At 69.9% G+C, this 25,209-nt stretch carries 21 protein-coding genes and 1 pseudogene; 7 read left to right on the top strand and 15 right to left on the bottom strand.

Translation table 11 applies throughout. The features are described 5' to 3' along the window. Positions 1 to 27: 27 nt before the first annotated feature. Genes ACFXJL_RS03500 through ACFXJL_RS03490 form a run of 3 tightly spaced genes read right to left on the bottom strand, consistent with a single transcriptional unit; the run spans position 28 to position 3,385 of the window. Complete coding sequence (locus ACFXJL_RS03500) at positions 28 to 666, bottom strand: MSMEG_1061 family FMN-dependent PPOX-type flavoprotein (protein ID WP_329022738.1); 639 nt, start codon at positions 664 to 666, stop codon at positions 28 to 30. Beyond that, positions 663 to 1,649, bottom strand: coding sequence for a PDR/VanB family oxidoreductase (locus tag ACFXJL_RS03495; protein ID WP_384688824.1), 987 nt, complete (start codon positions 1,647 to 1,649; stop codon positions 663 to 665). The genes ACFXJL_RS03500 and ACFXJL_RS03495 overlap by 4 nt, the downstream gene beginning before the upstream one ends. Next, positions 1,646 to 3,385, bottom strand: a complete 1,740-nt coding sequence (locus tag ACFXJL_RS03490) for an amidohydrolase (RefSeq protein ID WP_384688821.1) — start codon at positions 3,383 to 3,385, stop codon at positions 1,646 to 1,648. The genes ACFXJL_RS03495 and ACFXJL_RS03490 overlap by 4 nt, the downstream gene beginning before the upstream one ends. Positions 3,386 to 3,570: 185 nt before the next feature. On the opposite strand from ACFXJL_RS03490, the gene ACFXJL_RS03485 reads away from it, so the two are divergent. Further along, positions 3,571 to 4,290 carry a helix-turn-helix domain-containing protein gene (locus ACFXJL_RS03485; RefSeq protein ID WP_358876299.1) on the top strand — a complete coding sequence of 240 codons (720 nt, stop codon included), beginning with the start codon at positions 3,571 to 3,573 and terminating at the stop codon, positions 4,288 to 4,290. Between the two features lie 22 nt (positions 4,291 to 4,312). Here ACFXJL_RS03485 and ACFXJL_RS03480 read toward each other — a convergent pair whose 3' ends face one another. Then, on the bottom strand, positions 4,313 to 5,533 hold the full coding sequence (locus tag ACFXJL_RS03480; protein WP_384688818.1) for a saccharopine dehydrogenase family protein: 1,221 nt from the start codon (positions 5,531 to 5,533) through the stop codon (positions 4,313 to 4,315). Between the two features lie 257 nt (positions 5,534 to 5,790). Here ACFXJL_RS03480 and ACFXJL_RS03475 point away from each other — a divergent pair, with 257 nt between their 5' ends. Next, entirely contained in the window at positions 5,791 to 6,495 is a 705-nt protein-coding gene (locus ACFXJL_RS03475; RefSeq protein ID WP_358876297.1) for a TetR/AcrR family transcriptional regulator C-terminal domain-containing protein, read from the top strand. 46 nt (positions 6,496 to 6,541) lie between these two features. Here ACFXJL_RS03475 and ACFXJL_RS03470 read toward each other — a convergent pair whose 3' ends face one another. The 5 genes from ACFXJL_RS03470 to ACFXJL_RS03450 form a co-directional block, all read right to left on the bottom strand. After that, positions 6,542 to 7,519 (bottom strand): hypothetical protein, encoded by a 978-nt coding sequence (locus tag ACFXJL_RS03470; protein ID WP_384688815.1) that lies wholly within the window; start codon positions 7,517 to 7,519, stop codon positions 6,542 to 6,544. Between the two features lie 113 nt (positions 7,520 to 7,632). Beyond that, complete coding sequence (locus ACFXJL_RS03465) at positions 7,633 to 8,910, bottom strand: CHAT domain-containing protein (RefSeq protein WP_384688812.1); 1,278 nt, start codon at positions 8,908 to 8,910, stop codon at positions 7,633 to 7,635. Positions 8,911 to 8,915: 5 nt separating this feature from the next. Further along, positions 8,916 to 11,528, bottom strand: a complete 2,613-nt coding sequence (locus tag ACFXJL_RS03460; RefSeq protein ID WP_384688809.1) for a hypothetical protein — start codon at positions 11,526 to 11,528, stop codon at positions 8,916 to 8,918. A gap of 31 nt (positions 11,529 to 11,559) precedes the next feature. Continuing rightward, the gene (locus ACFXJL_RS03455) at positions 11,560 to 14,769 is read right to left on the bottom strand and encodes a tetratricopeptide repeat protein (RefSeq protein WP_384688806.1); all 3,210 of its coding nucleotides are present in this window, start codon (positions 14,767 to 14,769) and stop codon (positions 11,560 to 11,562) included. A gap of 76 nt (positions 14,770 to 14,845) precedes the next feature. Then, on the bottom strand, positions 14,846 to 15,262 hold the full coding sequence (locus ACFXJL_RS03450) for a hypothetical protein (protein ID WP_384688804.1): 417 nt from the start codon (positions 15,260 to 15,262) through the stop codon (positions 14,846 to 14,848). 296 nt (positions 15,263 to 15,558) lie between these two features. Here ACFXJL_RS03450 and ACFXJL_RS03445 point away from each other — a divergent pair. Then, a pseudogene (locus tag ACFXJL_RS03445) lies at positions 15,559 to 15,702 on the top strand (DUF255 domain-containing protein); the annotation flags it as partial. A gap of 45 nt (positions 15,703 to 15,747) precedes the next feature. On the opposite strand, the gene ACFXJL_RS03440 reads toward ACFXJL_RS03445, so the two are convergent. Then, positions 15,748 to 16,155, bottom strand: coding sequence for a PIN domain-containing protein (locus tag ACFXJL_RS03440; RefSeq protein ID WP_358876291.1), 408 nt, complete (start codon positions 16,153 to 16,155; stop codon positions 15,748 to 15,750). Continuing rightward, positions 16,152 to 16,415, bottom strand: a complete 264-nt coding sequence (locus ACFXJL_RS03435) for a hypothetical protein (RefSeq protein WP_358876290.1) — start codon at positions 16,413 to 16,415, stop codon at positions 16,152 to 16,154. Before ACFXJL_RS03435 ends, ACFXJL_RS03440 begins: the two co-directional genes overlap by 4 nt. 601 nt (positions 16,416 to 17,016) lie before the next feature. Here ACFXJL_RS03435 and ACFXJL_RS03430 point away from each other — a divergent pair. Both ACFXJL_RS03430 and ACFXJL_RS03425 read left to right on the top strand, forming a co-directional pair. Continuing rightward, the gene (locus tag ACFXJL_RS03430) at positions 17,017 to 17,418 is read left to right on the top strand and encodes a DUF4357 domain-containing protein (protein WP_358876288.1); all 402 of its coding nucleotides are present in this window, start codon (positions 17,017 to 17,019) and stop codon (positions 17,416 to 17,418) included. Positions 17,419 to 17,534: 116 nt separating this feature from the next. Further along, positions 17,535 to 17,792: a hypothetical protein gene (locus tag ACFXJL_RS03425; RefSeq protein WP_358876287.1), complete on the top strand. Its 258-nt coding sequence runs from the start codon at positions 17,535 to 17,537 to the stop codon at positions 17,790 to 17,792. 102 nt (positions 17,793 to 17,894) lie between these two features. On the opposite strand, the gene ACFXJL_RS03420 is transcribed toward ACFXJL_RS03425, so the two are convergent. Continuing rightward, positions 17,895 to 18,461 carry a Uma2 family endonuclease gene (locus ACFXJL_RS03420; protein ID WP_358876286.1) on the bottom strand — a complete coding sequence of 189 codons (567 nt, stop codon included), beginning with the start codon at positions 18,459 to 18,461 and terminating at the stop codon, positions 17,895 to 17,897. 197 nt (positions 18,462 to 18,658) lie between these two features. Between ACFXJL_RS03420 and ACFXJL_RS03415 the strand changes: the two genes are divergently transcribed. After that, entirely contained in the window at positions 18,659 to 20,665 is a 2,007-nt protein-coding gene (locus ACFXJL_RS03415) for a thioredoxin domain-containing protein (RefSeq protein WP_384688800.1), read from the top strand. Between the two features lie 135 nt (positions 20,666 to 20,800). Here the strand turns inward: ACFXJL_RS03415 and ACFXJL_RS03410 are convergent, their stop codons facing one another. Further along, positions 20,801 to 21,460: a TetR family transcriptional regulator gene (locus tag ACFXJL_RS03410; RefSeq protein WP_358876284.1), complete on the bottom strand. Its 660-nt coding sequence runs from the start codon at positions 21,458 to 21,460 to the stop codon at positions 20,801 to 20,803. A gap of 136 nt (positions 21,461 to 21,596) precedes the next feature. After that, complete coding sequence (locus ACFXJL_RS03405) at positions 21,597 to 22,283, bottom strand: hemolysin III family protein (RefSeq protein WP_358876283.1); 687 nt, start codon at positions 22,281 to 22,283, stop codon at positions 21,597 to 21,599. A 305-nt stretch (positions 22,284 to 22,588) separates the two neighbouring features. Between ACFXJL_RS03405 and ACFXJL_RS03400 the strand changes: the two genes are divergently transcribed. Then, a complete protein-coding gene (locus ACFXJL_RS03400) occupies positions 22,589 to 24,409 on the top strand; it encodes a phosphoenolpyruvate carboxykinase (GTP) (protein ID WP_384631517.1) in 1,821 nt (606 codons plus the stop codon). Positions 24,410 to 24,751: 342 nt separating this feature from the next. On the opposite strand, the gene ACFXJL_RS03395 is transcribed toward ACFXJL_RS03400, so the two are convergent. Then, entirely contained in the window at positions 24,752 to 25,138 is a 387-nt protein-coding gene (locus ACFXJL_RS03395; RefSeq protein ID WP_384688796.1) for a hypothetical protein, read from the bottom strand. Between the last annotated feature and the right edge of the window lie 71 nt (positions 25,139 to 25,209).

The following is a 25,209-nucleotide window of genomic DNA, read 5'->3' as shown; positions in this document are numbered from 1 at the left end:
CTCGGGGCGACGGTTGAAAGGGTCCGGCTACAGGTTGTGGCGGTAGTCGTCGGCGAGATCGTCGTCGAGGAGGGCCGCGGTGAGTCCGGCGATGCCGAAGTGTGCGGCGGCGATGGTGCCGCCCGAGGGAAGCTGGGCGGCGAGTTCGCGTGGCTCGTCGTCCCAGAGGCCGGATCGGATGACGGCCTTGGCGCAGTGCAGATACGCCTCGTCGACCTCGACGACGGTCGCCAGCTTCGCCGGGCGGCCCCGGGACTCCAGCATGGGCAGCAGATCGGGGTCGTCGGTGGGATAGGCGCGCCCGTTGACCCGCAGGGTCTCCGCGTAACCGGGCACCAGGAAGAGCAGCCCCACACCGGGGTTCTCACAGATGTTGGTGAAGGTGTCCGCGAGCTGGTTCCCGGGACGGTCGGGGATCAGGAGGGTCCGGTCGTCCAGGACGCGGACGAAGCCCGGGTGGTCGCCGCGCGGCGAGCAGTCGGTGCGACCTGCGAGATCGGCGGAGGCGACGCAGCAGAACGGCGAGTGGGCGATGAAGAGCCGGCAGTGGTCGTCGAGACGGTCGAGGACCTTCTGCCGCATCACGGGGTCCGGGGTGCCGACGATCTCCCGGACCCGGGCGAGGTCGATCCGGCCGGGGCGGGTGGCGAGCGGGGCAGTGGTCATAGGTCCAGCTCCAGTACGGGGGTCAGGGAGCGGGAGACGCACGGGTACATCAACCGGCCCGCCTCTCGTTCGACCGCATCGAGGATGTGGTCGCGGTGGTCGGGGACACCGGCGCGGACGATGACCTCGCAGGTGCCGCAGATGCCTTCGCGACAGGAGCCGTGGACCTTGATCCCGGCGCCGAGGAGCGCATCGAGGACGCTCTCGTTCGCGGGGACGTCCACGGTGGTCCCGGAGCGCACACAACGCACCTCCACCGGAGTGTTGGACTCCGCGGCGCCCACAGCGGCGGGCGGCTTGAACCGCTCCGTGTGCGGACGCAGCCCGTCATGGCCCTTGCACGCCTCCGTCAACGCGTCGAGCAGTCCCTCGGGGCCGCAGCAGTAGACGGCCACCGGCTCCTCGCCCGGGCCGGGTGCGGCTTCGGCGAGTGCGTCGGCGAGCGGGAGACGGCCGTGTTCGTCGTGGGCCCAGACCCTGGCGCGATCTGAGTGCCCGGCGAGTTCGTCCAGGAACGCCATCGACGCCCGGCTGCGCCCCCCGTACAGCAGCCGCCAGGGGGTGCCCCGCCGATCGGCCTCGCGCAGCATCGGCAGGATCGGGGTGATGCCGATGCCGCCCGCGACGAAGAGGTAGCGGGCCGCCGGGAGCAGCGGGAAGTTGTTGCGGGGCGGGCCGACCGGGATGACCGCGCCGGGCCGCAGGAAGCGGTGGATGTACTCGGAGCCGCCGCGCCCGCGGGGCTCGTGCAGCACGGCCACCCGATAGCTGCCGGTGGTGGCGGGGTCGCCGCACAGGGAGTAGTGCCGTTCCACACCCGTGGGCAGGCTGAGCCGTAGATGGGCACCGGGCTGCCAGGGCGGCAGCGCTGCGCCGTCGGGGTCCACCAGCGTCAGCGACAGTACGCCGTCCGCCTCCCAGCGCAGTTGGTGCACGCGCAACCGCAACTCGTCTGGCGCGTCGGGGAGCGCCGGGGTGCTCACGGTGCGCCTTCTCGCCGGTGGACCGGGACGCCCTCGACGAAGGTGAGGTCGACCCGGGTGTCGGCTATCTCATGCACGGACTCGTCGAACGGGTTGCGGTCGAGCACGGCGAGGTCGGCGTACTTGCCCGGGGCGATGGTGCCCGTGACATGGTCCAGGTGGTTGATCCAGGCGCCGGCCGAGGTGTACGCCGCGAGGGCGTCGGCCAGCAGCAGTCGCTGTTCGGGCAGGAACGGAGTGTCGGGGCCGATGCCCGGCATGGTCCGGTTGACGGCGACGTGAATGCCGGCGAGCGGATCCGCACTGGAGACGGGCCAGTCGCTGCCCGCGGCCAAGGTGGCGCCCGAGGCGCGCAGCGCACCGAAGACGTACTGGCGGGCCGCTCGTTCGTCGCCGAGGAAGGGGACCGTCAGCTCGGACATCTGCTCGTCGCACACGGCCCACAGCGGCTGCATGTTGGCGGTGGTCCGCAGCTTCCGGAACCGGGGCACGTCGTCCGGGTGCACGAGTTGGATATGGGCCAGGTGGTGCCGGTTGTCACCGTGGTGCCCGGCCCCGCTGGCACCGGGCGTGTCGCGGCGTACTTCTTCGGCGGCCTCGATGGCGTCGAGCGCTTCGCGCACGGCGCGGTCGCCGATGGTGTGGAAGTGGACCTGGAATCCGGCTCCGTCGAGAGCGGTGACCGCCCGGTTGAGCTCGGCGGGCGTCAGATAGCTGTGTCCACTGCCGGGGCTCGCGTCGTGCCCGGGGCCGTGGAGGTACGGGGTGAGGAGGGCGGCGGTGAAGTTCTCGCAGACGCCGTCCTGCATCACCTTGACGGTGGTGGCGCGGAAGCGGCCGACGTGGCTGCGCTCCCGGCGTTCGACGAGTTCGGGCAATTGCTCCACACCGCGTTCCCGGTCCCACCACAGGGCCCCGGTGACCCGGCCAGTGAGCAGGCCGGAGCCGGCGAGGCTCCGATAGGCGTCCAGCGGGTCGGGATAGCTCAGATAGGCGCCGATCAGGGCGTCCTGCCAGCCGGTGACCCCCAGGGAGTGGAGGTGCCGTTGGCCTTCGAGGAGCGCTTCCTCGTACTCGTCCGCGGTGATCGCGGGAAGGTGCCGGGCGACCAGGTCGGCCGCTCCCTCGTGGAGGGTGCCGGTGGGCGTGCCGTCCGCGGCCCGTTCGATCCTGCCGTCGGCCGGGTCGGGGGTGTCGCGGTCGATGCCCGCCAGGCGCAGGGCGAGGCTGTTCACCCAGGCCCCGTGCCGGTCCCGGTTGAGGAGGAAGACAGGGCGGTCGGGGACCACCGCGTCCAGCGTCGCCCGGTCGGGCGCGCCGGACGGGAAGTGGTCCATCGACCAGCCGCCGCCCACCACCCAGGGCCGTTCGGGGTGGCGTTTCGCGTAGGCGCCGACGAGCTCGGCGCAGGCTCTGGGTCCGGTCGCCCCGAGGAGGTCGCAGCGCGCACGCTCCAGACCGCCGAAGACGGGGTGGGCGTGGGCATCCACGAAGCCGGGGACCAGGAGCCGCCCGGCCAGCTCGACCACCTCGGTTCCCGGGCCGATCAGGGCACGGGCCGCGGGGGCTCCGACGGCGACGATCCGGCCCGCTCGCACCGCGACCGCGTCCGTCCAGGAGCGGGCCGCGTCCCCGGTGAAGACCGGGCCACCGGTGAGCACCAGGTCAGCCCGGTCCTGCGGGGCCGTGGCGCCCCGCGCGGCGCTCGGCCGGGGCTGGATACGGGTCTCGGTCATGCGGTTCGGCCTGTTCCGTGGGAGGGGCGAATCGGGTTGGGGAGGGTCTTATCGGGCTGATGGGTCTGAGGAAACACCCGCGATTCCTTCATGTCAATGCCTTGGACTAAGGCTTTGTCCAACGTGATGTAGCCTGATGTGCGCCAGCCGTGACACAGGACTTCGTGAGACGAGATGATGAAGCGGTGACCACCACATCCGGCCGCACCACCCGCGCCGCCAGTCGCACCCGCTTGCCCCGGGGCGCACTCACCCCGGAACGCATCGTGGAGACGAGCCTCAAACTCCTCGACGAACACGGCACCGACGGCTTCTCCATGCCGCGCCTCGGCAAGGCGCTCGGCGCCGACCAGACCGCGGTCTACCGCCACTTCTCCGGCAAGGACGACATCCTGCTCGCGGTCGCGGACCGGCTGCTCGAAGAAGCCTTCCAGGGCTTCGAGGCGCAGCCGTACTGGGCCGACACCCTCGCCGATGTGTGCCGACGGGTGCGCGGCGCCTACCTCGCCCACCCCGCAGCCGCGGCGCTCTCCGGGCCCCGCACCACCCGGCGACCCGCCGAGATGCATGCGGCGGACGCCGTGATCGGAGCTCTGGGCGACGCCGGATTCGATCCGGCCGAAGCCGCCCTGCTGTACCGGGTCGTGGCCGACTTCGCCCTGCTCTGGTCGGGCGGTGAGGCCGCCTTTCACAGCCTCGACGCCGAGACCCAGGCGCACGAGGCCGACGGGTGGAAGCGCGCCTACCGCGCCGCCGACCCCGCGGAGTACCCGCACATCCACCGCGTCCGCGACCCGCTGTTCGAAGTGGACTCGGCCGACGTCTTCGAAACCGCGCTCCAACTGCTACTGGACTCCATGGAGCGCCGCGCCCCCCGAGGCGCCCGACCGGACCCCTCGGGCTGACGGGCGCGCGCCCCGCGACCGCTCACTGCTCGCGCATCCCCCAGGGAGAGCCGTAAGCGGTCAGCAGATCGAGGAACGGCCCCGGTGCGAACGCCTCGGGACCCAGCACACCGGCGCCGCTCCACGCACCCGTCGCCACCAACTCCAGTGCCACCACCGGATTGACGGCGGTCTGCCACACCACGGCCTGCGAGCCGTACTCGCGCATCGACCACTCGTTGTCGACCACGTGGTACAGGTACACCTCACGGGCCCGCCCGTCCTTGGTGCCCTTGACCCAGGTCCCCGCGCACGTCTTGCCGCGCATCCGGTCGCCCAGCGTTGCCGGATCGGGCAGGGCAGCCGCCACCACATCGCGCGGCGACACCCGGACCGGTCCCGAACCACCGTTCACGGTGACCGGTTCGGTGCCGTCGAGCCCGAGCTTGTGCAGCGTCTTCAACACCTCGATGAACTCATTGCCCAGGCCGTACTTGAAGGTGACCCGCCCCGCCTTCACCCAGCGCGGGACCAACAGCACCTCCTCGTGCTCCACGTTCACGCACTCCACGGGACCGATGCCCTCGGGGAAGTCGAAGACCTCCGGCTCGCTGAACGGCTCGGTGGTGAACCAACCGCGATCCGCCTCGTAGACCACCGGCGGGTTCAGACACTCCTCGATCGTGGTCCAGATGCTGAACGAAGGGGCGAAGTCATAGCCGTCGACGGTGATGTTGGCGCCGTCGCGGATGCCGATCTCCTCGATCTCGTCGAAGAGTTCGTCCGCGGCATGACGGGCGAAGACATCGGAGAGCCCCGGCTCCACACCGAAGCCGACGAGGGCGAGCCTGCCCTCGTCCTCCCACTCCTTCGCCACCGCGAACTGCTCGTCACCGAGCTTGACGCCGCACTCCTCGTACGGGCGCTCCGGATGCGGCCGGGACAGCGACATCGCCATGTCGAGGTAGTGGGTGCCCGCCGTGGCCGCCGCCTCGAACAGGGGCATCACAAAGCGCGGATCGGTGGCGTTCAACAACACGTCACAGCGGTGTTCGGTGAGCAGCGCCGCCACCGCCGTCCGATCGTTCGCATCCACGCGCGCCGCGGTGAAGCGGTCGGCGGCGCCACCGAGCGCCTCGACCGCCCGCTCCGCCCGTCCCAGGTCGTAGTCGGCGACCACCATGTGATCCAGGAACGGGCGCCGGGCGGCGATCTTGGTGATCGCACTGCCCACGCCTCCTGCGCCGACCAGCAGAACTCTCATCGCGTTCATCCCATCCGTCGCTCGGGTCAACGGGCCCGTACCAAGGAGCCCGGAGGCAGATACAACGCCTTGCGGACATCCGGGCGCAACGGTGTTGGCATAAGCCGCACGGGCGCCCGAATCCTTACGGGTCACCGAGGAACGGTCGTACCCCCTGTAGACGCTGGGGAAGTGCCTGCCGGGGAAGCGCACGGCAGGGGATTCCACACAAAGGGATTCCACACAAGGGGATCTCACAACGGGGAAAGGAGCTGACCATGGCCAAGAAGGTGGTGCCCGAGGGGGAGCGGCGGCGCAGGCGGCCCACCCGACAGGGCGCGGTGCTCTCCGAGCGGCTCATCGTCGAGACCGCACTGCGCCTGCTGCGCTACCACTCGGGCGCGAGCCTGACCGTGCGCCGACTCGGTGGTGCACTCGGAGCCGACCCCAGCGCCCTGTACCGGTACTTCCGCGGCATGGACGACCTCACCCTGGCCATCGCCGACGAACTGATCGGCCGCGCCATCGAGGGCTGGCGGCCGAGCGGCCAGTGGCGGACCGATCTGCGCGCGCTCGGGCTGCGACTGCACGCCGCCTACCTCGCCCACCCCCAAGCGGCCGTCCTGGCGGCGAGCCGCATCACCGGGCGGCCCCATGAGGCGGCGGCGATCGAGGCGATCCTCGGAGTGCTGCGCACCGCGGGATTCGCGGACGCCGACACCGTGCGCGTCTACCGCAGCCTGGTCGACCTCAGCCTGGCGTTCGCCGCCCTCGACGGCGCGGCGCTCGCCCTTCCCGAGGAGAAGCGGGACGCCGACCGGGCCGTGTGGCGCAGCCGCTACGGAGGACTGACCGCCCGGACCCATCCCCATATCGCCGCGACCGCCGGGCTGCTCGTCGGCTGTGTGGACGGCAGCGCCTACCCGGCGACGCTCGACATGCTCCTGGACAGCACCGCGAGCCGCCTCCCCACCGCGCGGTGAGTCGCGCCGGATGACGCGTCGCGCTGGGATGGCAGGGGCTTCGCCATCAGCGGCTGTGATTCGCCAAGGACAGCAACAGATGGGCTGTCTCCGTACGGAGGTGGTCCGAGTGGGAGCCCGACGGCCCCCGGCCGGCCGTGAAGACCGCTCCCGCGTCCACACTGACGAACCAGTGGTCGAGCGCAGCCAGGTCGTACGCCTCGGTGGCCGGCCGCATCCGGATCGACGACACCGGCTCGGGGGCCGTCCCGATGCCCTGGCTCCCGATGCCACGCCGCTGCTCGGCGATCCGGTGCCACAGCCCCGTCGCCCAGTCGCGTTCGGCATAGGTGGCGACCACCGGGCCGCGCAGCGGTGCGTGCGCGAGTGCGGTGAAGGTGGTGGCGAAGGCGTCGCGCGGTGCGGCCATCTGGAGCAGCAGCATCGAATCCACGGTGAACGCCCGCCCGGCAGGTCCCGGTCTGCTCCATCCCAGCGTGGTCCCCGGCCGGTCGTCCGCCGCCCACTGCACCGCCTCGCACAACACCCGACAGCCGAACGAGTGCCCCACCAGATGGAGATACTGCCCGGCCCGGTTGGCGAGGACGGGCGCTGCCGCCGGGTCGGCACGCTGGCTGTCCAGGTAGCCAAGCAACTGGCCGATGACGCGCCCGGCGTGCCCCGATTCACCAGACAACGCATGCGCACGGTCACGGATCCGACGGTAGCCGCCCAGATGCGGCCCGCTGCGCGACGGCCACCGCAGCACCACCAACCAGGGCGCGAACCTCGCTTCGAGTGCGGGATAGAGCGCCCGTCGGCTCTCGTACTGCTCGTCGGCCAGCGCCAGCAGTCGGTTCGCCGCCGCAGCCGCCGCATCCGGAGCGGTCTGCCAACCGTGGACGTAGACGATGATGTCGCTGGCCCAGGACGGCGGTGTCAGCACCGCAGCGAAGTGCTCGTCCAGCCGGTCCGCCGCGACGGGCTGCCCACCGTCCAGCAGCCAACCGCTCTCATCGAGGTCGACGATGTGCATCGTGGTCATGGCGCCTGCCTCAAGGACTTGTTGGTGCGGGGTCGACATCGAGTCGGGTCCGGGCGATCCATGGGGGAGTACGGTCGGTGTGACCGGTCCTGTCGCCGGTGAGGGTTGTTCCATCAGCCGCGCTCCAGCCGTTCGTCCATGCCGCCGTGCAGTCCGTAGGCGAATCCGAGCGGGTTGCCGTACGCGTCCGCGAAGTGCCGCGCCAACTCGTGGGCGATGGTGCCCGCCGTCCGATGCCCCTCCAGATAGCGGGTGACGAACGCCAACGCGTACTCGGCGGCGAAGACCTGCGGCATCTCGATCTGCGGCCCGATCACCCCACGCGCACCACGCTCGATCAACGCCCGCCCCAGATAGGCGAGATCGGCACCGGCCGACAGCCCCGCGTAGCAGGCGTTGAGCAGCACCAGCGGCCTGAACGCCTCCGGTTCATCGCCCGACACCGGGCGGGCGGCCACGGTGTACGCGTCGATCTCCCCGCCGTCGGTGAGCCGCACCACCAGACAGGATGTCTGCCCGTCGTCGCTGCGGAAGTTGCCGTGACACCAGAAGTACATCAACTGCTCGTCGAGCGTGCCGTCCTCCAACGCCCGCAGCAACGCGGCACGCGTGGTGCGTTCGGTGAAGGAGGTGTTCTTCGCCAGCGCGGCGGCGACCTCCCCCGCCCTCGTCCGTCCGGTCGGATCGATCGTGGTGTCGTGGTTCAGGGACACGGAGGGAATCCGCGGCGGCGGCCAGAGCTCCTCCGGGGCCTTGGTGTAGTTCGGACTGGCCTGCTCGATCTGATGGCCGTAGCCGAGGAACCGGTGGAACAGCGCCGACAGTTCGCCGTCCTTCCCGTCCCGCCGCGGCAGTGCCAGCATCCCCCAGGGCAGAAGGAGCTCCGAGTCGACCCGGATGCGCAGCGGCGGTCCCGCCAGCACCGAGAGCAGTACCTCCCGGAACCGCTCCACGTCCTCTCGACCGTCGGACGCCAGGAGCAGCCCGAACAGCAGGTGCGCCCCCTGATCGGCGAGTTCCGCAAGCACCGTGGCCAACTCGTCCGCCGGCTCCCCGGTGAGGTCGAGTTGTGAGGCGTACGGCAACACCGCCCGGCCGCGTGCCGGTCGGCCCCGGCCGTCCAGCGGCTGGAGGTCGATCAGCTCCCGCTTCCACAGATGCCGGAGCCGGCCCGCCACACCACGGATCTCGCCGGGCCTGCGGTGGAGGACCACCCGGTGTTCCGAGCCGATGACCGGCACCGCCGATCCGTACATCCGTACCTGGATGCGGTCGTCCCCGAGCAGATCGAGGGCGAGCACCAGATCGGGGGCGACCAGGGCGCGCTGCGGCAACGCGGTGAACCCCCGGCTGGGGTCCTCGACGATCCGGACGGGCAACTCGCGGACCATCCGGCTCACCCTTCCCCCCGCGTCGACGGCACCAGGGCGGGGGTGAGCACCTGGACTTCCGTCTCCACCTGCTGGAGCACCACGCCGCTGTGCCGGTCCTCGACCGTGAACCGCAACCCCAGCGGACCGGCGCGATGAGGTGTGATCCGGAACTCCGAGCCGCCCCCTTCCCCGGCATCGGCCCCGGCCGAGGAGGGCCAGACCGTCACCGCATGCTCGGGACGCAGATCGGCGTCCCCGAGCGGAGTAGCGCTCACACTCAGCAGCGGAGTGTCCTCGGGGCCGACGACCGCCCACGGGTGCGCCGCACCCGGCTCGACGCCGACCGTGATCCGTGCGGTGCCGCCCTCGTACACCTCGTCCAGGAGCGTGAGCAGCACCCTGCACTGATCCTCGGGGCGAGGGCCCTCCACCGATCCCGAACCGTCGGGAAGTCGTTCGGGAACCGTGTAGCGCGCGGCGCGCGGAATGTGGGTCGTGGGCCCTTGCGGTATCAGGGCGGGCGGATGGAAGCGGCTCAACTCCTTCAGGGCGCGCACCCGGGCGGCGCTGTCCCGCTCGATGACGGCGGCGGTGAAGTCGGCCCAGTGCTCCCCGGCTTCGTTCTCCGTGCCCACGAAGAGCCCGCGTGCCTGGGCGACCAGCGACGGCTGTGCGGTACGTCGTCCGATCTCCAACCGGGTCCACGCCAACCCGCCGGTGCAGCCGATCGCCTGGAAGTCGTGCGCCACGTCCCACAACGCGGGCATCGACACCTCACCCGATGAACCCTGGAGGGCGAGATGGTGACGGGTCCAGGCCGCGCCGAGTGCATCGTCGACGTCTTCGAAACGGTCCAGGGCGCGGTTCAGCGAGTGGTCCGCGGAGTCGGGGGAGCCCTCGTCGGCGAGGGCGAGGCCGTACCGGAGCAGTGCCCAACCCTCCCCACGAGGGTCATGGGCCCGCCGGTGACCGGTCACCGCCCGCTGGAGCGCCGGTACGGCACGGGATGGATCGCCGCCCAACAACAGGGCCCACGCCAGCCCCGTATCGGCCCAGGCCACCCCGCGCAGCTCACCCCCGAGCCCGAAGAGTCGACGGGCGGTACGCAGATGCACCTCGGCACCCCGGGGGTCGCCCACGACCAGCCGCAGTCGCCCGTACTCGTACGCTGCCCACGCCTCGCCGCTCTCGTCCCCGGTGATCTGGTGGTGCTCGACGGCGGACCTGATCAGTTCCGCCGCGCCGCGCACCCGGCCCTGGTCCAGGCTGATGGCCGCCCGCAACCGGGCGTTCTCACCTCTGGGCCCCTCGGGTTCGAGGGTGAACAGCGACCACTCGGCGCGCCCGAGCTGTCCCGTCTCCCGTGCCAACACGGACGACTCGGCCCTGGTGACGGTCGGCTCTTCGATGGAATCGACGATGTGATGGGCCAGGTCGACATCACCGGTCTGGCGGGCGAGAGCTGCCAGTGGCAGTGCCACGTCGGTGGCTTGGGTCAGCAACAGCAACCGGGCCAGGTCATTGCGCCGGACGAGGGCCCGGGCGATGGGTTCGATGTGCCCTCGGCCCCGGGAACCGCCCGAGATCAGCATCCGCTCGGCCAACAACACCGAGGGCTCCAGCGGTGCCGAGGGAACCTCCCTCAGCACCGCCCGTTCCAACCGGCGCAAGCTGGCCGCCCGCCACAGGGGACGTCCGCGCCGTGCGAGTTCCGCGAGGACGGACGGCAGCCGCCAGTACCCGGGGCGCGGGTGGTGCAACACACCCCGTAACAGAAGTTCTTGCAGGGCGCAGTCCGCGTCCGGTACGGGCAGTGTCCGGGCCATGGCGTCCGGGAGTTCCGCCAGGTCCAGCACGGCGAACGCCGACAGCATCGCCTTCGCGTCCTCGCCCAGGGAGTTCCGCACCTGGAGGAACAACTCCTCGGGAGTCCCGGGGACCGGCCCTTCCCACGGTCCATCGCGCAGCAGCCCCCGTGCCGCTCGTAGCAGGACGGGAAGCCCGCGGCTGGCGCGGTGCAGCGGCTCGGCGACCGCTTCGGGCAGTCCTAGGAGATCAGCGCTGTGGTGCGGAGGCAGCGGGGGTACTTCCCAGACGTCCAGTCGCCCCGAGTGTGGAGAGGCGTCCACCGTGGAGGTGGCCAGGACCAGTGATTCCGTGGTCACCAAGGCATCGTCCACCGCCCGCAGCAGCGGCAGTCCACCAGACCTCGGCGGTAACCCGTCGACCACCACCACGACGGGCCGCCGCGCCAACGCCCCCTGGCACACCCCACTGAGCCAGGAGATGTCGCGCTGCTCCCACACCGTTTCCATCAGGTCCTTCGGCGGCACACCGACCCGGGCCGCGAGCAGGAGCAACAGCGATCGGGGGCCATCTCCTGTGTACGGGAGATGGTGCACCGGCTGGCCGCGCTCACCACCGATCACCTCCGCCACCTTTCGGGCGACGGCTGAGGTGCCCGAGCCAGCGCGCCCGTGCAACTCGATCAGCCGGGGCCGACGAGGTACCTCCGGAACGCGCCTGCGAAAGTACGGCAGCGGCCCCTTTTGCGCCTCGGCTGCGATCTGTGCGATCAGGGAGTCCCGACCCACCAACCGCCCAGCGTCGAGTTCATCGCCCAGCACTCCGGCCATCGCGCACCCCCGACCATCCAGTATCACCGCATCAGTTCGCCGCGGCCACGGAAACGCCCATCACCTCCCGCGCATGCCGACCGGGCACCATCCCCAACGTCCACGCCTGCCAGCCGTCCTCCAGCCGCAGACCGCGTTCCAGCATCACCGACAGCGCCTGCGCACAGTCGTCCAACTTGGCGTCCCGCGTACCGTGTCCCGATTCCCGCAGTCGCGCCAACTCCTCCTGCGCCACCACCGTCCCGACCTCGATCCCACCCGGAGAGGCGAACGGCAGCACCGTACAGCGCAGGAAGCGGGCCCAGTCCCCGCCCCGCTCGTCCCCGTACGAAGCGAACAGTTCCACCGCCTCATCACACAGTGCGAGCGCCTGCTGAGGCTTGCCGTTGCCCGCGTCCACCACGGCCAACTCCAGGGTGCACCAACCCTCCCCGTGGGCCACGCCGATACGGCGGAAGTCCGCCCGTGCGTCCATCAGCAACTGACGCGCGAAGCCGGAGTTGCGGAGGTTGCCCGTCTGGGCCGCGCGCAGATCACGGGTGAGCCGCCCCGAATGATGACGGGCACATGCCAGCCCATAGACGTCGCGCATCCGCGAGAACATCGTCCGCGCCCGCTCCAACTCCCGTACCGCCTGATCGCCGTCGCCGCGCTCCTCCAACGCCTGGCCCAGGTAGTAGAGGGTCCATGCCTCACCCCGCGCGTCCTCGTTCTCACGGTGTCGGGAGAGCGCCTGCCGCAACTGGTCCACCGCCGACCCCGCCTCACCGTCCACCAGACGACCGCGCGCCAACTGCGTCAGCGCCCACGCCCCACCACGGGCGTCCCCCGTACGTCCATAGAGGTCGAGTGCGGTACGCAACTCCTCATCGGCGCTGGGCACATCGCCCATCCGCAAATGGACCTGGCCGAGCTGGAAGTGGGTCCAGGCGGCACCGTGCACCGACTCGCCCTCCTGGTGCAACCGCTGCGCGGTCGCCAGTAGATCGAGCGCCTCCGCGAGCCGCGCCTGATCCCGGCGCACCGCGGCCAACGCGTGCAGTGACCATGCCCGGTCCTCCGCGCGCTCGTCCGACGACTGGAGCTCCACCGCCTCCGTCAACCGGGCCGCGGCCTCCGTGAGATTTCCCTGGTGGTGCAGTGTGATTCCGAGCGAACACAACGCCAACGCCGTGCCCGAGTCGTTCTGCGCCTCCCGGTACAGGCCCACCACCGACGACAGGGTCGTACGCGCCTTGTCCAGCTCGCCCAACTGCCGGGCCGCGATGCCCGTACGCCACTGCACCGACCGCTCCAACAACCCCTGATCAACGGCCTGCGAGAGCTCGCTGATCTCCCCGAGGCGGTAGAGGTCACCGCGCAGCAAGCAGTAGTCGGCCAGCGCACCGAGCAGATTGAGCACCGTCTGCTGCTCCACCCCCTCCGCATGGCGCAGTGCCGATGTGATGAAGCTGGACTCGTCGTCGAGCCAGCGAAGTGCCGACTCCAGCGAGGAGAAACCGTGCGCCCCGAACTTGCCAGCGCGGGTGGAGAGCTTGCCGTCGACCATACGGATCACGGCGCCTGCCAGATCCGCATAGCTCTGGATCAGTCGGCCCTGTGCGGCCGTGCGCTCATCGGCCGCCTCCTCCTCCAGCAAGCGGGCCCGGGCGAAAGCACGTACCGAGTCATGCAGCCGGTAGCGGTCCCCGCGCACATGGTCGATCAGCCCCGCCGCGGCCAGCTCCCCCAACAGTCGCTGGGCCTCCTGCTGGTCGGTGCCCAGCAGCGCCGCCGCTGCCGCCGAACCGAGTGATGCCCGGCCGGCCAGCGCAAGACGCCGCAGCAGCCGTCGTGCCGCGTCCGGCTGATCCGTGTAGCGCAGCCAGAGCACACGCTCCACCGGGCCGGCCTCGCCGCGCTCCCCAAGAGCTGCGACCAGCTGCTGTGGCGTACGTGACCCGAGGGACGACCCCGCGATCCGCAGCGCCAACGGCAACCCGCCGCACGACTCGCGGATCTCCTCCACTGACTGGCCGTCGTACACGCCCCACGAGGGCTCGGGCTCCTGGCCCCGCAACAACTCCTCGGCGCTCGCCGTGTCCAACGCCTCCACCGGCAGTTGGTGCACCCACGCCGGAGTGTCGGCCGGCAGCTCCAAGCGGGTCCGGGAGGTGATCAGCACCAGACTGTCCGAGCGCTCCGGCAGCAGGGTCCGCACCTGCTCCGCATCGCCCGCGTCATCCAAGATCACTGTCACGGGCAGTCCGGTCAACTGCTGGTGGTAGAGCTCGCTCAATCTGCGTACCTGCTGCTCGGTCGACGAACGCTCCCGGAACAGCAGTTGCTCCCGCGGCGCACCCAACCGGTTCAACAGGTGCAACAACGCCTCCCGGGTGGTCAGCGGATGCTCGCTGTCACCCCGCAGACCCACCACGCACGCACCCCGGAACTGATCCTTCAAATGGTGTGCCGCGCGTATCGCAAGAGCGGTGCGACCCGCCCCGCGCTCCCCGTACAGCACGACGACCGTCGGCTTGGTCTCGGTGGCGGCACGACCGGCCTGCACCCACTGGCTGATCTGCGCCATCGCATCGCGGCGCCCGCTGAACACCCCACTGGGCTGCGGCAGATGCCCGAACGACTGCGCCAGCACCGATCGCATACGCGCCGCAGCGCTACGGTCCGCACCGCGCAGTCGCACCGATGCACCGGCCGCGTTCTGCGGGGCGGGAAGTGCGCCGGCCAGCATCCGCTGCTGGTCCAGGAAGGGCCTGATCCCGCGCACCTCCAGGGCGGTCAGCCACTGGAGACGCAACTGCTCGGTACCGCCGGGCTGGTTCAACGCGCCCGCCCGGCGATGGGCCGCCGGCCAGTGGGACGCGGTCACCTTGGCCACCGTGGTGGCCGCCCCCGCGGCTGCAACGATCGCCCCCGCACCGAGCGCCGTACCGGTCGTCGTCCCCAACGCCATATCGGCACTGACCGCGGCGGCGGCGGCCACGGCCGTCACCACCAACGGAGTCGACAGGTTCTTCCGACTGAACTGCGCCCCCAGCGGCCGTCTCGCCGACTCCGCAGCACTCAGGGCCTGTTCGTACGCCGTGTACTCATCGGCCGCGTTGGACGCCATCCCGTCGAGCGCCGCCCGCCCCCGCGCCAACAGCGCCCCACTGTCCGTCCGTCCGCCCGTACGCCGTGCCTCTTCCTCCACGGCACGTACCAACAGCCGCTCGGCTTCGGTCCGATGGCTGTCCCGCATAGCGGTTCCCCCTCAAGATTCGGTTCCCGTTTCGGGTCCAAGTGTCCTGTGTGCGGGGCATTCGCGCGAGAGAGCCTTACGCGGGCAGCCAGCCGGGCCACCAGGGCGGAACGTTGTCATCGGCGCAGGCGCCGTCGCTGATGGTCCCCAGGGCGTAAGGCGTCCCCAACCAGGAGAAGTGCACGAGCGCCAGCGCAACCAGCACCCCGACGAACACCACCGCGGGCACGACCCGCCGCACCATCGGCCCCGCCCGGTGCACCCCGGCCGCGGCCAACGCCCATCCGAACAACCCGCAGAAGGCGGTCGCCAGCACGGTGAGCGGCGCTTCCCACATCCACCAGTCCAGAACGCTGAGCCGATGCTCCTGCGCGACGCGACACTCACGCCGGGCCGCGAGGGAGAGCCGATGAATCCCGTACCCGGCGACCCCACCACCCACCAGACTCAGACAACCCCCGGCCCACGGCGTCCGACGCCCGATCCGCTCCACGACAGACCCCCTCCACCCCTAAAAGGGACGCAACCCCCGCCCCACCTGGTTCCTGGTGTGGCCCCTGGGGCAAGGGAGCACTGCCGAGCGCCACCCGATACCAGCTCCTGGGGGGCGGTGCTGGACCCGGGCAATCCACGGCGAGGCCAGCCAGGACGGAATGACCGTCCAGCGCTGTCAGACGGCTCCCAGGGAGCCGCCGACCACGCAATGGCGCACAAGTGCAATTCGGCCGAGTGAGGCGGGCTCGTCAGTGTTTCACTGGTCGCATCAAGCGCTGTGAGAGGCTGGGGCTCATGAACCGGTTGGCTGGTGTGACCTCGCCCTATCTGCTCCAGCACGCTGACAATCCGGTCGACTGGTGGCCCTGGATGCCGGAGGCTTTCGAGGAAGCCCGGCGCCGCGACGTACCCGTACTGCTGTCGGTCGGATACTCGGAGTGACACTGGTGCCAGTGAACTCGCGAACCCGGCAGTGGACGGCGCTCACACCTCTCTGACGATCACACGGTTTCCGCAGAGCTTCGACCAGTCGTCGCGGTCAGAAGTCAGAACGATCACGGGAGCCGGGACGCGGAGCGCGAGCGCGGCGACGAGGGCGTCGATCGCGTACTTGTGCCCGTGCAGCCCGCCTGCGTCCTGAAGCAGCTCCACGGCAGTCAGGGAGTCCTCCAGGCCGACCGGTTCCACTCGCAGTCGGGAGAGCACCCACTTCAAGCGCTGCAGATCAGTCTTTCCGTGTACGGCTTCAACAATGGTCAGCGCGGACACGAGGACGGGAACCCCAGCCTGCCGGGATGCCTCGATGCGAGCCGCCATACCGCGGTCGTTGCGCAGGAGCAGAGAGAGCGCCTCGGAGTCGAGCACCAGCGAGCGGGCCGGCTGCTCCTTCACGCGGCGCCCCGCTCGGCGTTCTCGTCTCCGAATAGCTCGCGTCGGGCAGCTTCGACCTCCTGCTCCGTGAGCCCGCCGTGCTCCTCCTCATGGGCCGCCACGATCTCGGCGAGCCCGTCCATGGTGAGCTGGTGCCTGACGGCTTCGGTGATGTAGCTGGACAGCCCGCGGCGGCCGGTTCGGGAGCGGAGCTCGCTGACCAGCTCGGCGGGCATGGACACGGAGATGTTCTCAGTGGTTCCGGCTCGAGTCTGTTTCACGAGCACAGTGTAAGACAGTCTCTATTACAGGGAGGCGGTGTCTTGGCTTCCGTGCCCTCCATCCCGGGTCTCCACCTCTGGGGTGACCTGCGTCACGTGCTGACCATTCCTCGACACCTTGTCGCCGCAGTTCCGTCGAGCGAGTCGACGTCTGGAGCTGCAGCTTGGCTTGAGAGTAAGTGCGCAGCCAGGCTGCGCATAGGGATCGGTGAGGGGAGATGTTCGTGAGCGAAAAGGGTGCAGACCTGGCGGTAGAGGTCGCCGACCGGTTGTGGCGGGCATACGCGCCCTACCGACGCGGCCGGGACGCTACCCGTCGCCCTCCCCGATCTCGACACCCAGCGGTCCATCGGCGAAGCCATGGCGAGCTTCGACGCCCATGAGCGGCGGCTGCTGGACCAGTTGGCGACGACGCGGGACATGCGCAGCAGGGCACTGAGCAGCTTCCTGGCGAGATGAGGCGCCCGGACCTTCGTCCGGCACCTCCGGAACTTCTCCTTAATCGCTTGCAGTCGAAGTTGACTCGAGTTGCTTGTGCTGCTTAAAATCGAAGCGAAGTCAAGGCGTCCCGTCGGGGAGGCCGTCTACGTAAGGAGTGAACATGGCCACGCTGAGTATCCACTTCGACCCCGCCGTCATCGCCCGACTCGTGAGCGCGAGCGGTGACGACACCATTCACGTCACCCTGTCCCTCGGCGAAGGAGCGGCCTCTGCGCAGGCCGCTCCGGTGATTCCCCAGGGACCCCTGGCCGGGCTGATGCGCGCCGGCCTGCTCGAACCGGGGGCGGTGCTCACGTTCCGTCAGCGTCGCGCCAACAGGTTGGGCCGTGCCGTCGTCACTGCCGAAGGTCAGCTCGTCGTCGACGGGCACCCCTCCCCCTTCCCCTCGCCGTCGAAGGCCGCGGAGGCCGTGACCGGCAACGTCATCAACGGCTGGACCCTGTGGCGGACGCCCGAAGGTTCCACGCTGGATCAGCTGCGACAGCAGCTGGATGCCGAGTAACCGTCCACATGGCCCCGGCCGCGGGGCGTCGAACTCGTTCCTGAACCATGCCGTTTGCTTGCACCCGCCGCCGAGGCATCTCGTTCCGGCAGCGGGCTTTGAACCCGGGGGGCTCCTTGTACGTAACCTTTGACCTGATCACCGCCCTCGTCGTTGCCGGAGCCTTCACGGCCGGGGCGCTCGTCTACCACCGGACCGCGCCGCCGGAGGGTGCGACGACCGCTCTGTCGAGAGGCGAACGGCTGGCGGTCGCCCTTGGCGCGGCGGCGACCGTCATCGTGATCGGCGGATACCTCGGGAACGGGTTCCGAGGCATCGAGCACGCCGCGGACACACAGTCGGTGGGAGCCGTGAAGTCCGGGGTCGGCCGGTAGGCGGCGCCGTGGCCGGAGGCGCCCCTGGCGCAAGGCTTGCCCGGGGCGCCTCCGGCCGTCGTTTCCGTCGGTTCTCCGCTGCATACCGTGAGCAGAGTGACGTCACATGACCCCGAGATCGACCTTGACGGAGAAAGGTGCGGTGGCCTTCACCGTGCCGGTGAACACCTCGCCGTCCCTGTACGCCTTGGTGGCGGGGTCGAGGACATAGGTATAGACGATGGGGACACCGGTGGCGGCCTGCTCGACCCGCCAGTAGAAAGGGATGCCGGCCTTGGCGTACTGGTCGACCTTCACGATCCGGTCGGTGGTCTCCGAGCCGGGCGACACCACTTCGACCACCAGGAGTACGTGCTCGGGACGGGTAGGCGTGAGGTCGATGGTCTCCGCCCGGTAGACGATGACGTCAGGGCGGCGGTTGGTGAGGGGAACGTCCTGCAGGCGGACATCGAAGTCCGTGTCGGCGTTCCAGTCTTTGCCTGCGGCCGTGTCCAGGGCATTGGCCAGGATCCGGGCCAGCCGGTTGTGGCGCTTGGAGGCGCTCGGGCTCACGACGACCATCCCGTCCACGATCTCGATGCCGGCGCACTGCTCCTCGGACCAGGAGTCGTACTGTTCCGCGCTGATCTGCGTATGCATCCACGCGGGCGCCACCATCTCGGCGGTCATGGTGTACCTCCTTCGAGAGACCTCGGCAGGTCCGGCGCTGCTGCGCCAAGCCTACTGTTTCGAGGTGCCGGGCTGCCCGACTCGGAAGGGTGGAGAGCCGCCGACCACGTAATGGCGCACAAGTGCAATTCGGCCGAGTGAGGCGGGCTCGTCAGTGTTTCACTGGTCGCATCAAGCGCTGTGAGAGGCTGGGGCTCATGAACCGGTTGGCTGGTGTGACCTCGCCCTATCTGCTCCAGCACGCTGACAATCCGGTCGACTGGTGGCCCTGGATGCCGGAGGCTTTCGAGGAAGCCCGGCGCCGCGACGTACCCGTACTGCTGTCCGTCGGATACTCGGCGTGCCACTGGTGCCACGTCATGGCCCACGAGTCCTTCGAGGACGAGCAGACCGCCGCGTATCTGAACGAGCACTTCGTCGCCGTCAAGGTCGACCGCGAGGAGCGGCCCGACGTCGACGCCGTGTACATGGAGGCCGTCCAGGCCGCCACCGGTCAGGGCGGCTGGCCCATGACCGTCTTTCTCACCGGCGATGCCGAGCCGTTCTACTTCGGCACCTACTTCCCGCCCGAGCCGCGCCACGGTATGGCGTCCTTCCGGCAGGTCCTCGAAGGGGTTGCGGCGGCCTGGAAGGACCGGCGCACGGAGGTCGCGGAGGTCGCCCAACGGATCGCCCGCGATCTATCCGAGCGTTCGTTCACCCATGGAGGGGATGGGGCACCCGGCGAGGAACAGCTCGCGCAGGCACTGCTGAACCTCACCCGGGACTACGACGAGCGGCACGGCGGCTTCGGTGGCGCGCCCAAGTTCCCGCCGTCGATGGTGTTGGAGTTCCTGCTGCGCCACCACGCCCGCACCGGCGCGGACGGCGCCCTCCAGATGGTCGTCGAAACCTGCGAGGCGATGGCGCGCGGCGGTATCTACGACCAACTCGGCGGTGGGTTCGCCCGCTATGCGGTGGATCGCGAGTGGGTCGTTCCGCACTTCGAGAAGATGCTCTACGACAATGCACTGCTGTGCCGGGTGTACGCCCATCTGTGGCGCGTCACCGGATCGGACCTGGCCCGCAGGATCGCGTTGGAGACCGCGGACTTCATGGTGCGGGAACTGCGCACGCCTGAGGGCGGTTTCGCGTCCGCCCTCGACGCGGACAGCGACGACGGTACGGGCCGCACCGTCGAGGGCGCCTTCTACGCATGGACGCCCGAGCAACTGCGCACTGCGCTCGGAGACGAGGACGCCGGGCGCGCCGCGGACCTGTTCGGCGTCACGGCCGAAGGCACCTTCGAAGAGGGCGCGTCGGTGCTTCAACTCCCGGGTGCGGAAGCCGACCCGGAACTGCGCCGACGGCTGCTCGCGGCCCGCGCTGAGCGTCCGCGTCCGGAACGGGACGACAAGGTGGTTGCCGCCTGGAACGGTCTCGCCATCGCCGCGCTCGCCGAGGTCGGCGCCTACTTCGACCGGCCCGATCTGATCGAGCGCGCCACCGAGGCGGCGGACCTCCTGGTCCGGCTCCACCTGGATCCGCACGCCAGGCTCCGGCGCACCTCACGGGATGGACGCGTGGGGGCCAACGCCGGGGTGCTGGAGGACTACGCGGATGTGGCGGAGGGGTTCCTCGCCCTCGCCGGTGTGACGGGTGAAGGGGTGTGGCTGGAGTTCTCGGGGTTCCTCTTGGACATCGTGCTCGACCAGTTCAGGGGCGATAACGGCACCTTGTACGACACGGCCCACGACGCGGAGCGATTGATCCGCCGTCCACAGGACCCGACGGACAACGCGACCCCCTCGGGTTGGACGGCGGCGGCGGGCGCCCTGCTGTCGTACGCGGCCCACACCGGTTCCACCGCCCACCGCACGGCCGCCGAGGACGCCCTCGGCGTGGTGAAGGCCCTCGCGCCCAAGGCCCCTCGTTTCATCGGCTGGGGGCTGGCCGTCGCCGAAGCCCACGTGGACGGCCCCCGCGAGGTCGCGGTGGTGGGGGCGTCCGCCGATCCACTCACCGACGGGCTCCACCGCACGGCGCTGCTGGGCCGTGCCCCCGGTGCGGTGATCGCGCGGGGTGAACCGGGTGGCGATGAGTTCCCCCTGCTCAAGGACCGCCCGCTGGTGGCGGGCGAGGCGGCGGCCTATGTGTGCCGGGGCTTCGTCTGCCGGATGTCGGTGACCACATCAGAGGAGTTGGAGCGCGAACTCCGACCGTAGGGCCTTGCTCGGGCCGAGGAGCACGAAGCACGAAGCACGAAGCACGAAGCACGGGCCAAGGATCCGAGGGGCCGGGGAGCTCGATCGGCAGGTCCGCCGTCGGTCGGGTGCCCGGGCGGGGTCGATCGGGTCAGCTCAGGGTCGCCAGCCGGAGTCGAGCCCCCGCAGCGCCGCATCCATCAGTTCTGCCAGATCGTCCCGGTGCCCCCGTTCGGCCCAGTACAGCAGCACCTCCCGCAGCACCCCCATCACCGCCGCCACCCGCACCCGTACGTCCAGATCGTCGTGGGGGCGGCCGGCGCGGTCGGCGAGGACGCGGATCAGGACGGCGGACGTGGAGGTCATCGTCTCCGTCATACGGGCTCGCACGGCGGGGAACTCCACCATCAGCCGGGTGCGCTGCACCACCTCGTCCTGCTCCGCGCTGACCCGGGACGTCAGGGAGTGCACGACGACGTTGCGGATCGAGTCGAGCGGGTGTTCGTCAACCGGTCGCGCCCGCAGTTGGGCCTCCACGATCGGGCCGTCCTCATCGGTGAGGACGATGTCCTCCTTGGTCGGGAAGTAGCGGAAGACCGTCGACGGCGAGACCTCGGCCGCTGCCGCGATCTGTTCCACCGTCGTCGCTTCGTACCCCTGCTCGGCGATCAGCCGGTATGTCTCCTTGCGGATCGCGAGGCGGGTCTTCAGCTTCTTGCGCTCCCGCAATCCCGGGCGTGGCGAGGCCGACTGCTGGGACTCGGCGAGTCGGTCGTCCGAGGGCTTCGGGGTGGAGTCGGGTGCGGAGGCGGCCATGTGCTCATTGTCCGGCACCGGTCATGGGCGCCGCCGCCGTGCAGGCCGCGGAGCAGGGCCGTGTACGCCGCACGGCGGGCGAGCAGAAAGGCCGTGGCGATGTCGTCACGGCCTCGTACTCGTGGGGGCCGGAAGGTCAGTGCTGATAGGCGACCAGGGAGATGCCGACGTAGTGCACGACGAACGCCGCCAGCGTCAGTGAGTGGAAGACCTCGTGGAAGCCGAACCAGCGCGGTGACGGGTTGGGCCGCTTGATCCCGTACACCACTCCGCCGGCGCTGTAGAGCAGTCCACCGACGATCACACAGACGAGTACCGCGATCCCCCCGGTCCGCATGAAGTCGGGCAGGAAGAAGACCGCCGCCCAGCCCATCGCGATGTAGCAGGGGGTGTAGAGCCAGCGTGGCGCGCCGACCCACAGCACCCGGAAGGCGATACCGGCGGCGGCTGCGGCCCAGACCGCCCACAGAAGGGGCCGTGCGGTGGAATCGGGGAGCAGGAGCATCGTGAGCGGGGTATAGGTGCCCGCGATGATCAGAAAGATATTGGCGTGGTCGAGTCTGCGCAGGATGGCTTCGCCGCGCGGTCCCCAGTTCCCGCGGTGGTACAGCGCGCTCACGCCGAACAGCAGGCAGGCGGTCAGGACGTAGATCGCGCACGCCAGCCGGGCCCGTGAGGTGCCGGCGGACGCCGTGAGCACCAGACCCGCGACGAGCACCGCCGGGAACATCCCGGCGTGAATCCAGCCACGCATCCTCGGCTTGACGGGCACTGGCTCTATCTCGGTCACGTCGGGCGCGGCGGAGCTCGCGGCAGAGGTCATGCTCTGGATGGTACCTACGGAACCGTAGGTCCCACACAGCTACCGGGCCTCACCGCCCAGATCGATGTGACCAGCGCTTATACGACCTTTATGGAGAGGGCCGTTCGCCTGGGGCGGTGGCCCTTCGGGGCGTGGGAGGGGGACGACACGAGTGGTGATGCTCACGTGAGATGCCCTCTGGACATATGGGCGCAAGCCACGGATGATCAGATGAGTGCGGTCGGCACCGGATGAGCGGCTACGAAGCATCCGGGTCGCAGCCCCCACGGGGCAACCATCCTCAAACCCCTCACTTAGGAGCGATCGTGGCGCGCGACATCGCGGCTCCCACCGTCCCCACTCACCACCGGGAGCTGATCTCCTGGGTCGACGAGATCGCAGCAATCACCGAGCCGGACAGCGTCGTCTGGTGTGATGGTTCCGAGGCCGAGTACGAGCGCCTGTGCGAGGAGCTCGTGGCCAAGGGCACCTTCAAGAAACTCGACCCGATCAAGCGTCCGAACTCGTACTACGCCGCGTCCGACCCCTCCGACGTCGCCCGGGTGGAGGACCGTACCTTCATCTGCTCCGAGAAGGAGGCGGACGCCGGCCCGACCAACCACTGGAAGGCTCCCGCCGAGATGCGGGACATCTTCACCGGTGAGCAGGGCATCTTCCGCGGTGCGATGCGCGGACGCACGATGTACGTGGTGCCCTTCTGCATGGGCCCCGTCGGTTCGCCGCTGTCCGCGATCGGCGTCGAGATCACCGACTCCGCCTATGTCGCCGTCGCCATGCGCACCATGACCCGCATGGGCAAGGCAGTCCTGGACGAACTGGGCTCCGACGGCTTCTTCGTCAAGGCCGTCCACACCCTGGGCGCGCCCCTCGCGGAGGGCCAGCAGGACGTTCCGTGGCCCTGCAACTCCACCAAGTACATCTCCCACTTCCCCGAGAGCCGCGAGATCTGGTCGTACGGCTCCGGGTACGGCGGCAACGCCCTGCTCGGCAAGAAGTGCTACGCCCTGCGGATCGCCTCCGTCATGGCCCGCGACGAGGGCTGGCTCGCCGAGCACATGCTGATCCTCAAGCTCACCCCGCCCAAGGGCCAGTCCCAGTACATCGCCGCGGCCTTCCCCTCCGCCTGCGGCAAGACCAACCTGGCCATGCTGGAGCCCACGATCCCCGGCTGGACCGTGGAGACCATCGGCGACGACATCGCCTGGATGCGGTTCGGCGAGGACGGCAGGCTGTACGCGATCAACCCCGAGGCGGGCTTCTTCGGCGTCGCGCCCGGCACCGGCGAGCACACGAACGCCAACGCCATGAAGACCCTGTGGGGCAATGCGGTCTTCACCAATGTCGCGCTCACCGACGACAACGACATCTGGTGGGAGGGCATGACGGAGGAGACTCCGGCGCACCTCACGGACTGGAAGGGCAACGACTGGACCCCCGAGTCCACCACCCCGGCCGCCCACCCCAACGCCCGCTTCACGGTCCCCGCCGCACAGTGCCCGACCGTGGCCCCCGAGTGGGAGGACCCCAAGGGCGTACCGATCTCGGCGATCCTCTTCGGCGGCCGTCGCGCCAGTGCCGTTCCCCTGGTCACCGAGTCCTTCAGCTGGCAGCACGGTGTCTTCCTGGGCGCCAATGTGGCGAGTGAGAAGACCGCGGCGGCCGAGGGCAAGGTGGGCGAGCTGCGCCGCGACCCGTTCGCGATGCTCCCCTTCTGCGGCTACAACATGGGCGACTACATGGCCCACTGGCTCAAGGTCGGCGAGAGCGCCGACCCGGCCAAGCTGCCCAAGATCTACTACGTCAACTGGTTCCGCAAGAACGACGCCGGCAAGTTCGTCTGGCCCGGCTTCGGCGAGAACAGCCGGGTGCTGAAGTGGATCGTCGAGCGGCTCGAAGGCAAGGCCGACGGCGTCGAGACCCCCATCGGCATCCTGCCGACCGCGCAGGCGCTGGACACCGATGGTCTGAAGCTGGGCGCGGACGACCTCGACTTCCTGCTGAAGGTGGACACCGAGGTCTGGCGCGAAGAAGCGGCCCTCGTGCCGGAACACCTCAACACCTTCGGCGACCACACGCCGAAGGAGCTGTGGGACGAGTACCGCGCACTGGTGGCCCGACTGGGCTGACGCCGCACTCCGCTGCCGTCCGGGGCCACGGGCGGCAGCGGTCGGGCGTCCCAAGACGTCGCGGCAGGACATCTCGACATCCGCCCTGACCCGTGGGGTCGCCACGGTCTGCCGTGACAGGGGCCTGACCCATGGTCGGGCTGTACAGCGGTCGGGCTGCATCAGCAGACACGATCCATGACGGGCCCCAGGCCCCCGGAAGCCCCCTCACGGCTTCCGGGGGTCGCTCATTTTCTCCGAGCATTCGTGCGAGCAGCCATGGGAGGACAACCACGTGAGATCGGCAGACGACCGTGCGTGGCGCCCGGTCCACGCGCCTGAGCGGCCCGTGGACCGGGGCCGTCAGTGGGCCCCGACCAGTCGGGGCGCGTCGAGGGCCGCCGCGTGGGCGTCCATGCGCTCGGCGGCGAGGATGGCGACCGTGGTGTCGGCGCGGGAGGCCGCGACGACCAGCGCCCGGCCGGCCAGAGCGTGTGCCCTACGGTGCAGAACGTGCGGATCGCCCGTGCCCACCGTCGTGCGGCGCACGGGGGCCGCGCCACGCAGTCGGGTGATCTGGGCGGCGATGCGCTCGGCCGGCTCGCTCAGGGCCAGCTCATCGGTGACGGTCAGCAGTGCGGAGAGATGGCCCGCCAGCTGGATGTCCAACTCCTCCTCGCGCGTCCGGTGCGGATAGCCGTCGGACGGGGCGGTGGAGTGGACGGATTTGGTGCGGATCGGCTCGTACATGGGGGATAGCCTCCTGCTCACTTCCAGGAGACCATCCTAGCTTAGATCAAGTCTAAAGTTGAGCTCGGTCG

The organism is Streptomyces sp. NPDC059256, from assembly GCF_042753785.1.
Classification (GTDB): Bacteria; Actinomycetota; Actinomycetes; order Streptomycetales; family Streptomycetaceae; genus Streptomyces.
This window is presented reverse-complemented; position numbering and strand designations above follow the sequence as displayed.

Bases quoted from the DNA above. Each gene is read 5' to 3' on its own strand.
- ACFXJL_RS03395 (WP_384688796.1), bottom strand. From the start codon at position 25,138: ATGTACGAGCCGATCCGCACCAAATCCGTCCACTCCACCGCCCCGTCC.
- ACFXJL_RS03460 (WP_384688809.1), bottom strand. From the start codon at position 11,528: ATGGCCGGAGTGCTGGGCGATGAACTCGACGCTGGGCGGTTGGTGGGT.
- ACFXJL_RS03470 (WP_384688815.1), bottom strand. From the start codon at position 7,519: ATGACCACGATGCACATCGTCGACCTCGATGAGAGCGGTTGGCTGCTG.
- ACFXJL_RS03415 (WP_384688800.1), top strand. From the start codon at position 18,659: ATGAACCGGTTGGCTGGTGTGACCTCGCCCTATCTGCTCCAGCACGCT.
- ACFXJL_RS03405 (WP_358876283.1), bottom strand. From the start codon at position 22,283: ATGACCTCTGCCGCGAGCTCCGCCGCGCCCGACGTGACCGAGATAGAG.
- ACFXJL_RS03410 (WP_358876284.1), bottom strand. From the start codon at position 21,460: ATGGCCGCCTCCGCACCCGACTCCACCCCGAAGCCCTCGGACGACCGA.
- ACFXJL_RS03455 (WP_384688806.1), bottom strand. From the start codon at position 14,769: ATGCGGGACAGCCATCGGACCGAAGCCGAGCGGCTGTTGGTACGTGCC.
- ACFXJL_RS03465 (WP_384688812.1), bottom strand. From the start codon at position 8,910: ATGGTCCGCGAGTTGCCCGTCCGGATCGTCGAGGACCCCAGCCGGGGG.
- ACFXJL_RS03475 (WP_358876297.1), top strand. From the start codon at position 5,791: ATGGCCAAGAAGGTGGTGCCCGAGGGGGAGCGGCGGCGCAGGCGGCCC.
- ACFXJL_RS03430 (WP_358876288.1), top strand. From the start codon at position 17,017: ATGGCCACGCTGAGTATCCACTTCGACCCCGCCGTCATCGCCCGACTC.
- ACFXJL_RS03490 (WP_384688821.1), bottom strand. From the start codon at position 3,385: ATGACCGAGACCCGTATCCAGCCCCGGCCGAGCGCCGCGCGGGGCGCC.
- ACFXJL_RS03420 (WP_358876286.1), bottom strand. From the start codon at position 18,461: ATGACCGCCGAGATGGTGGCGCCCGCGTGGATGCATACGCAGATCAGC.
- ACFXJL_RS03500 (WP_329022738.1), bottom strand. From the start codon at position 666: ATGACCACTGCCCCGCTCGCCACCCGCCCCGGCCGGATCGACCTCGCC.
- ACFXJL_RS03480 (WP_384688818.1), bottom strand. From the start codon at position 5,533: ATGAGAGTTCTGCTGGTCGGCGCAGGAGGCGTGGGCAGTGCGATCACC.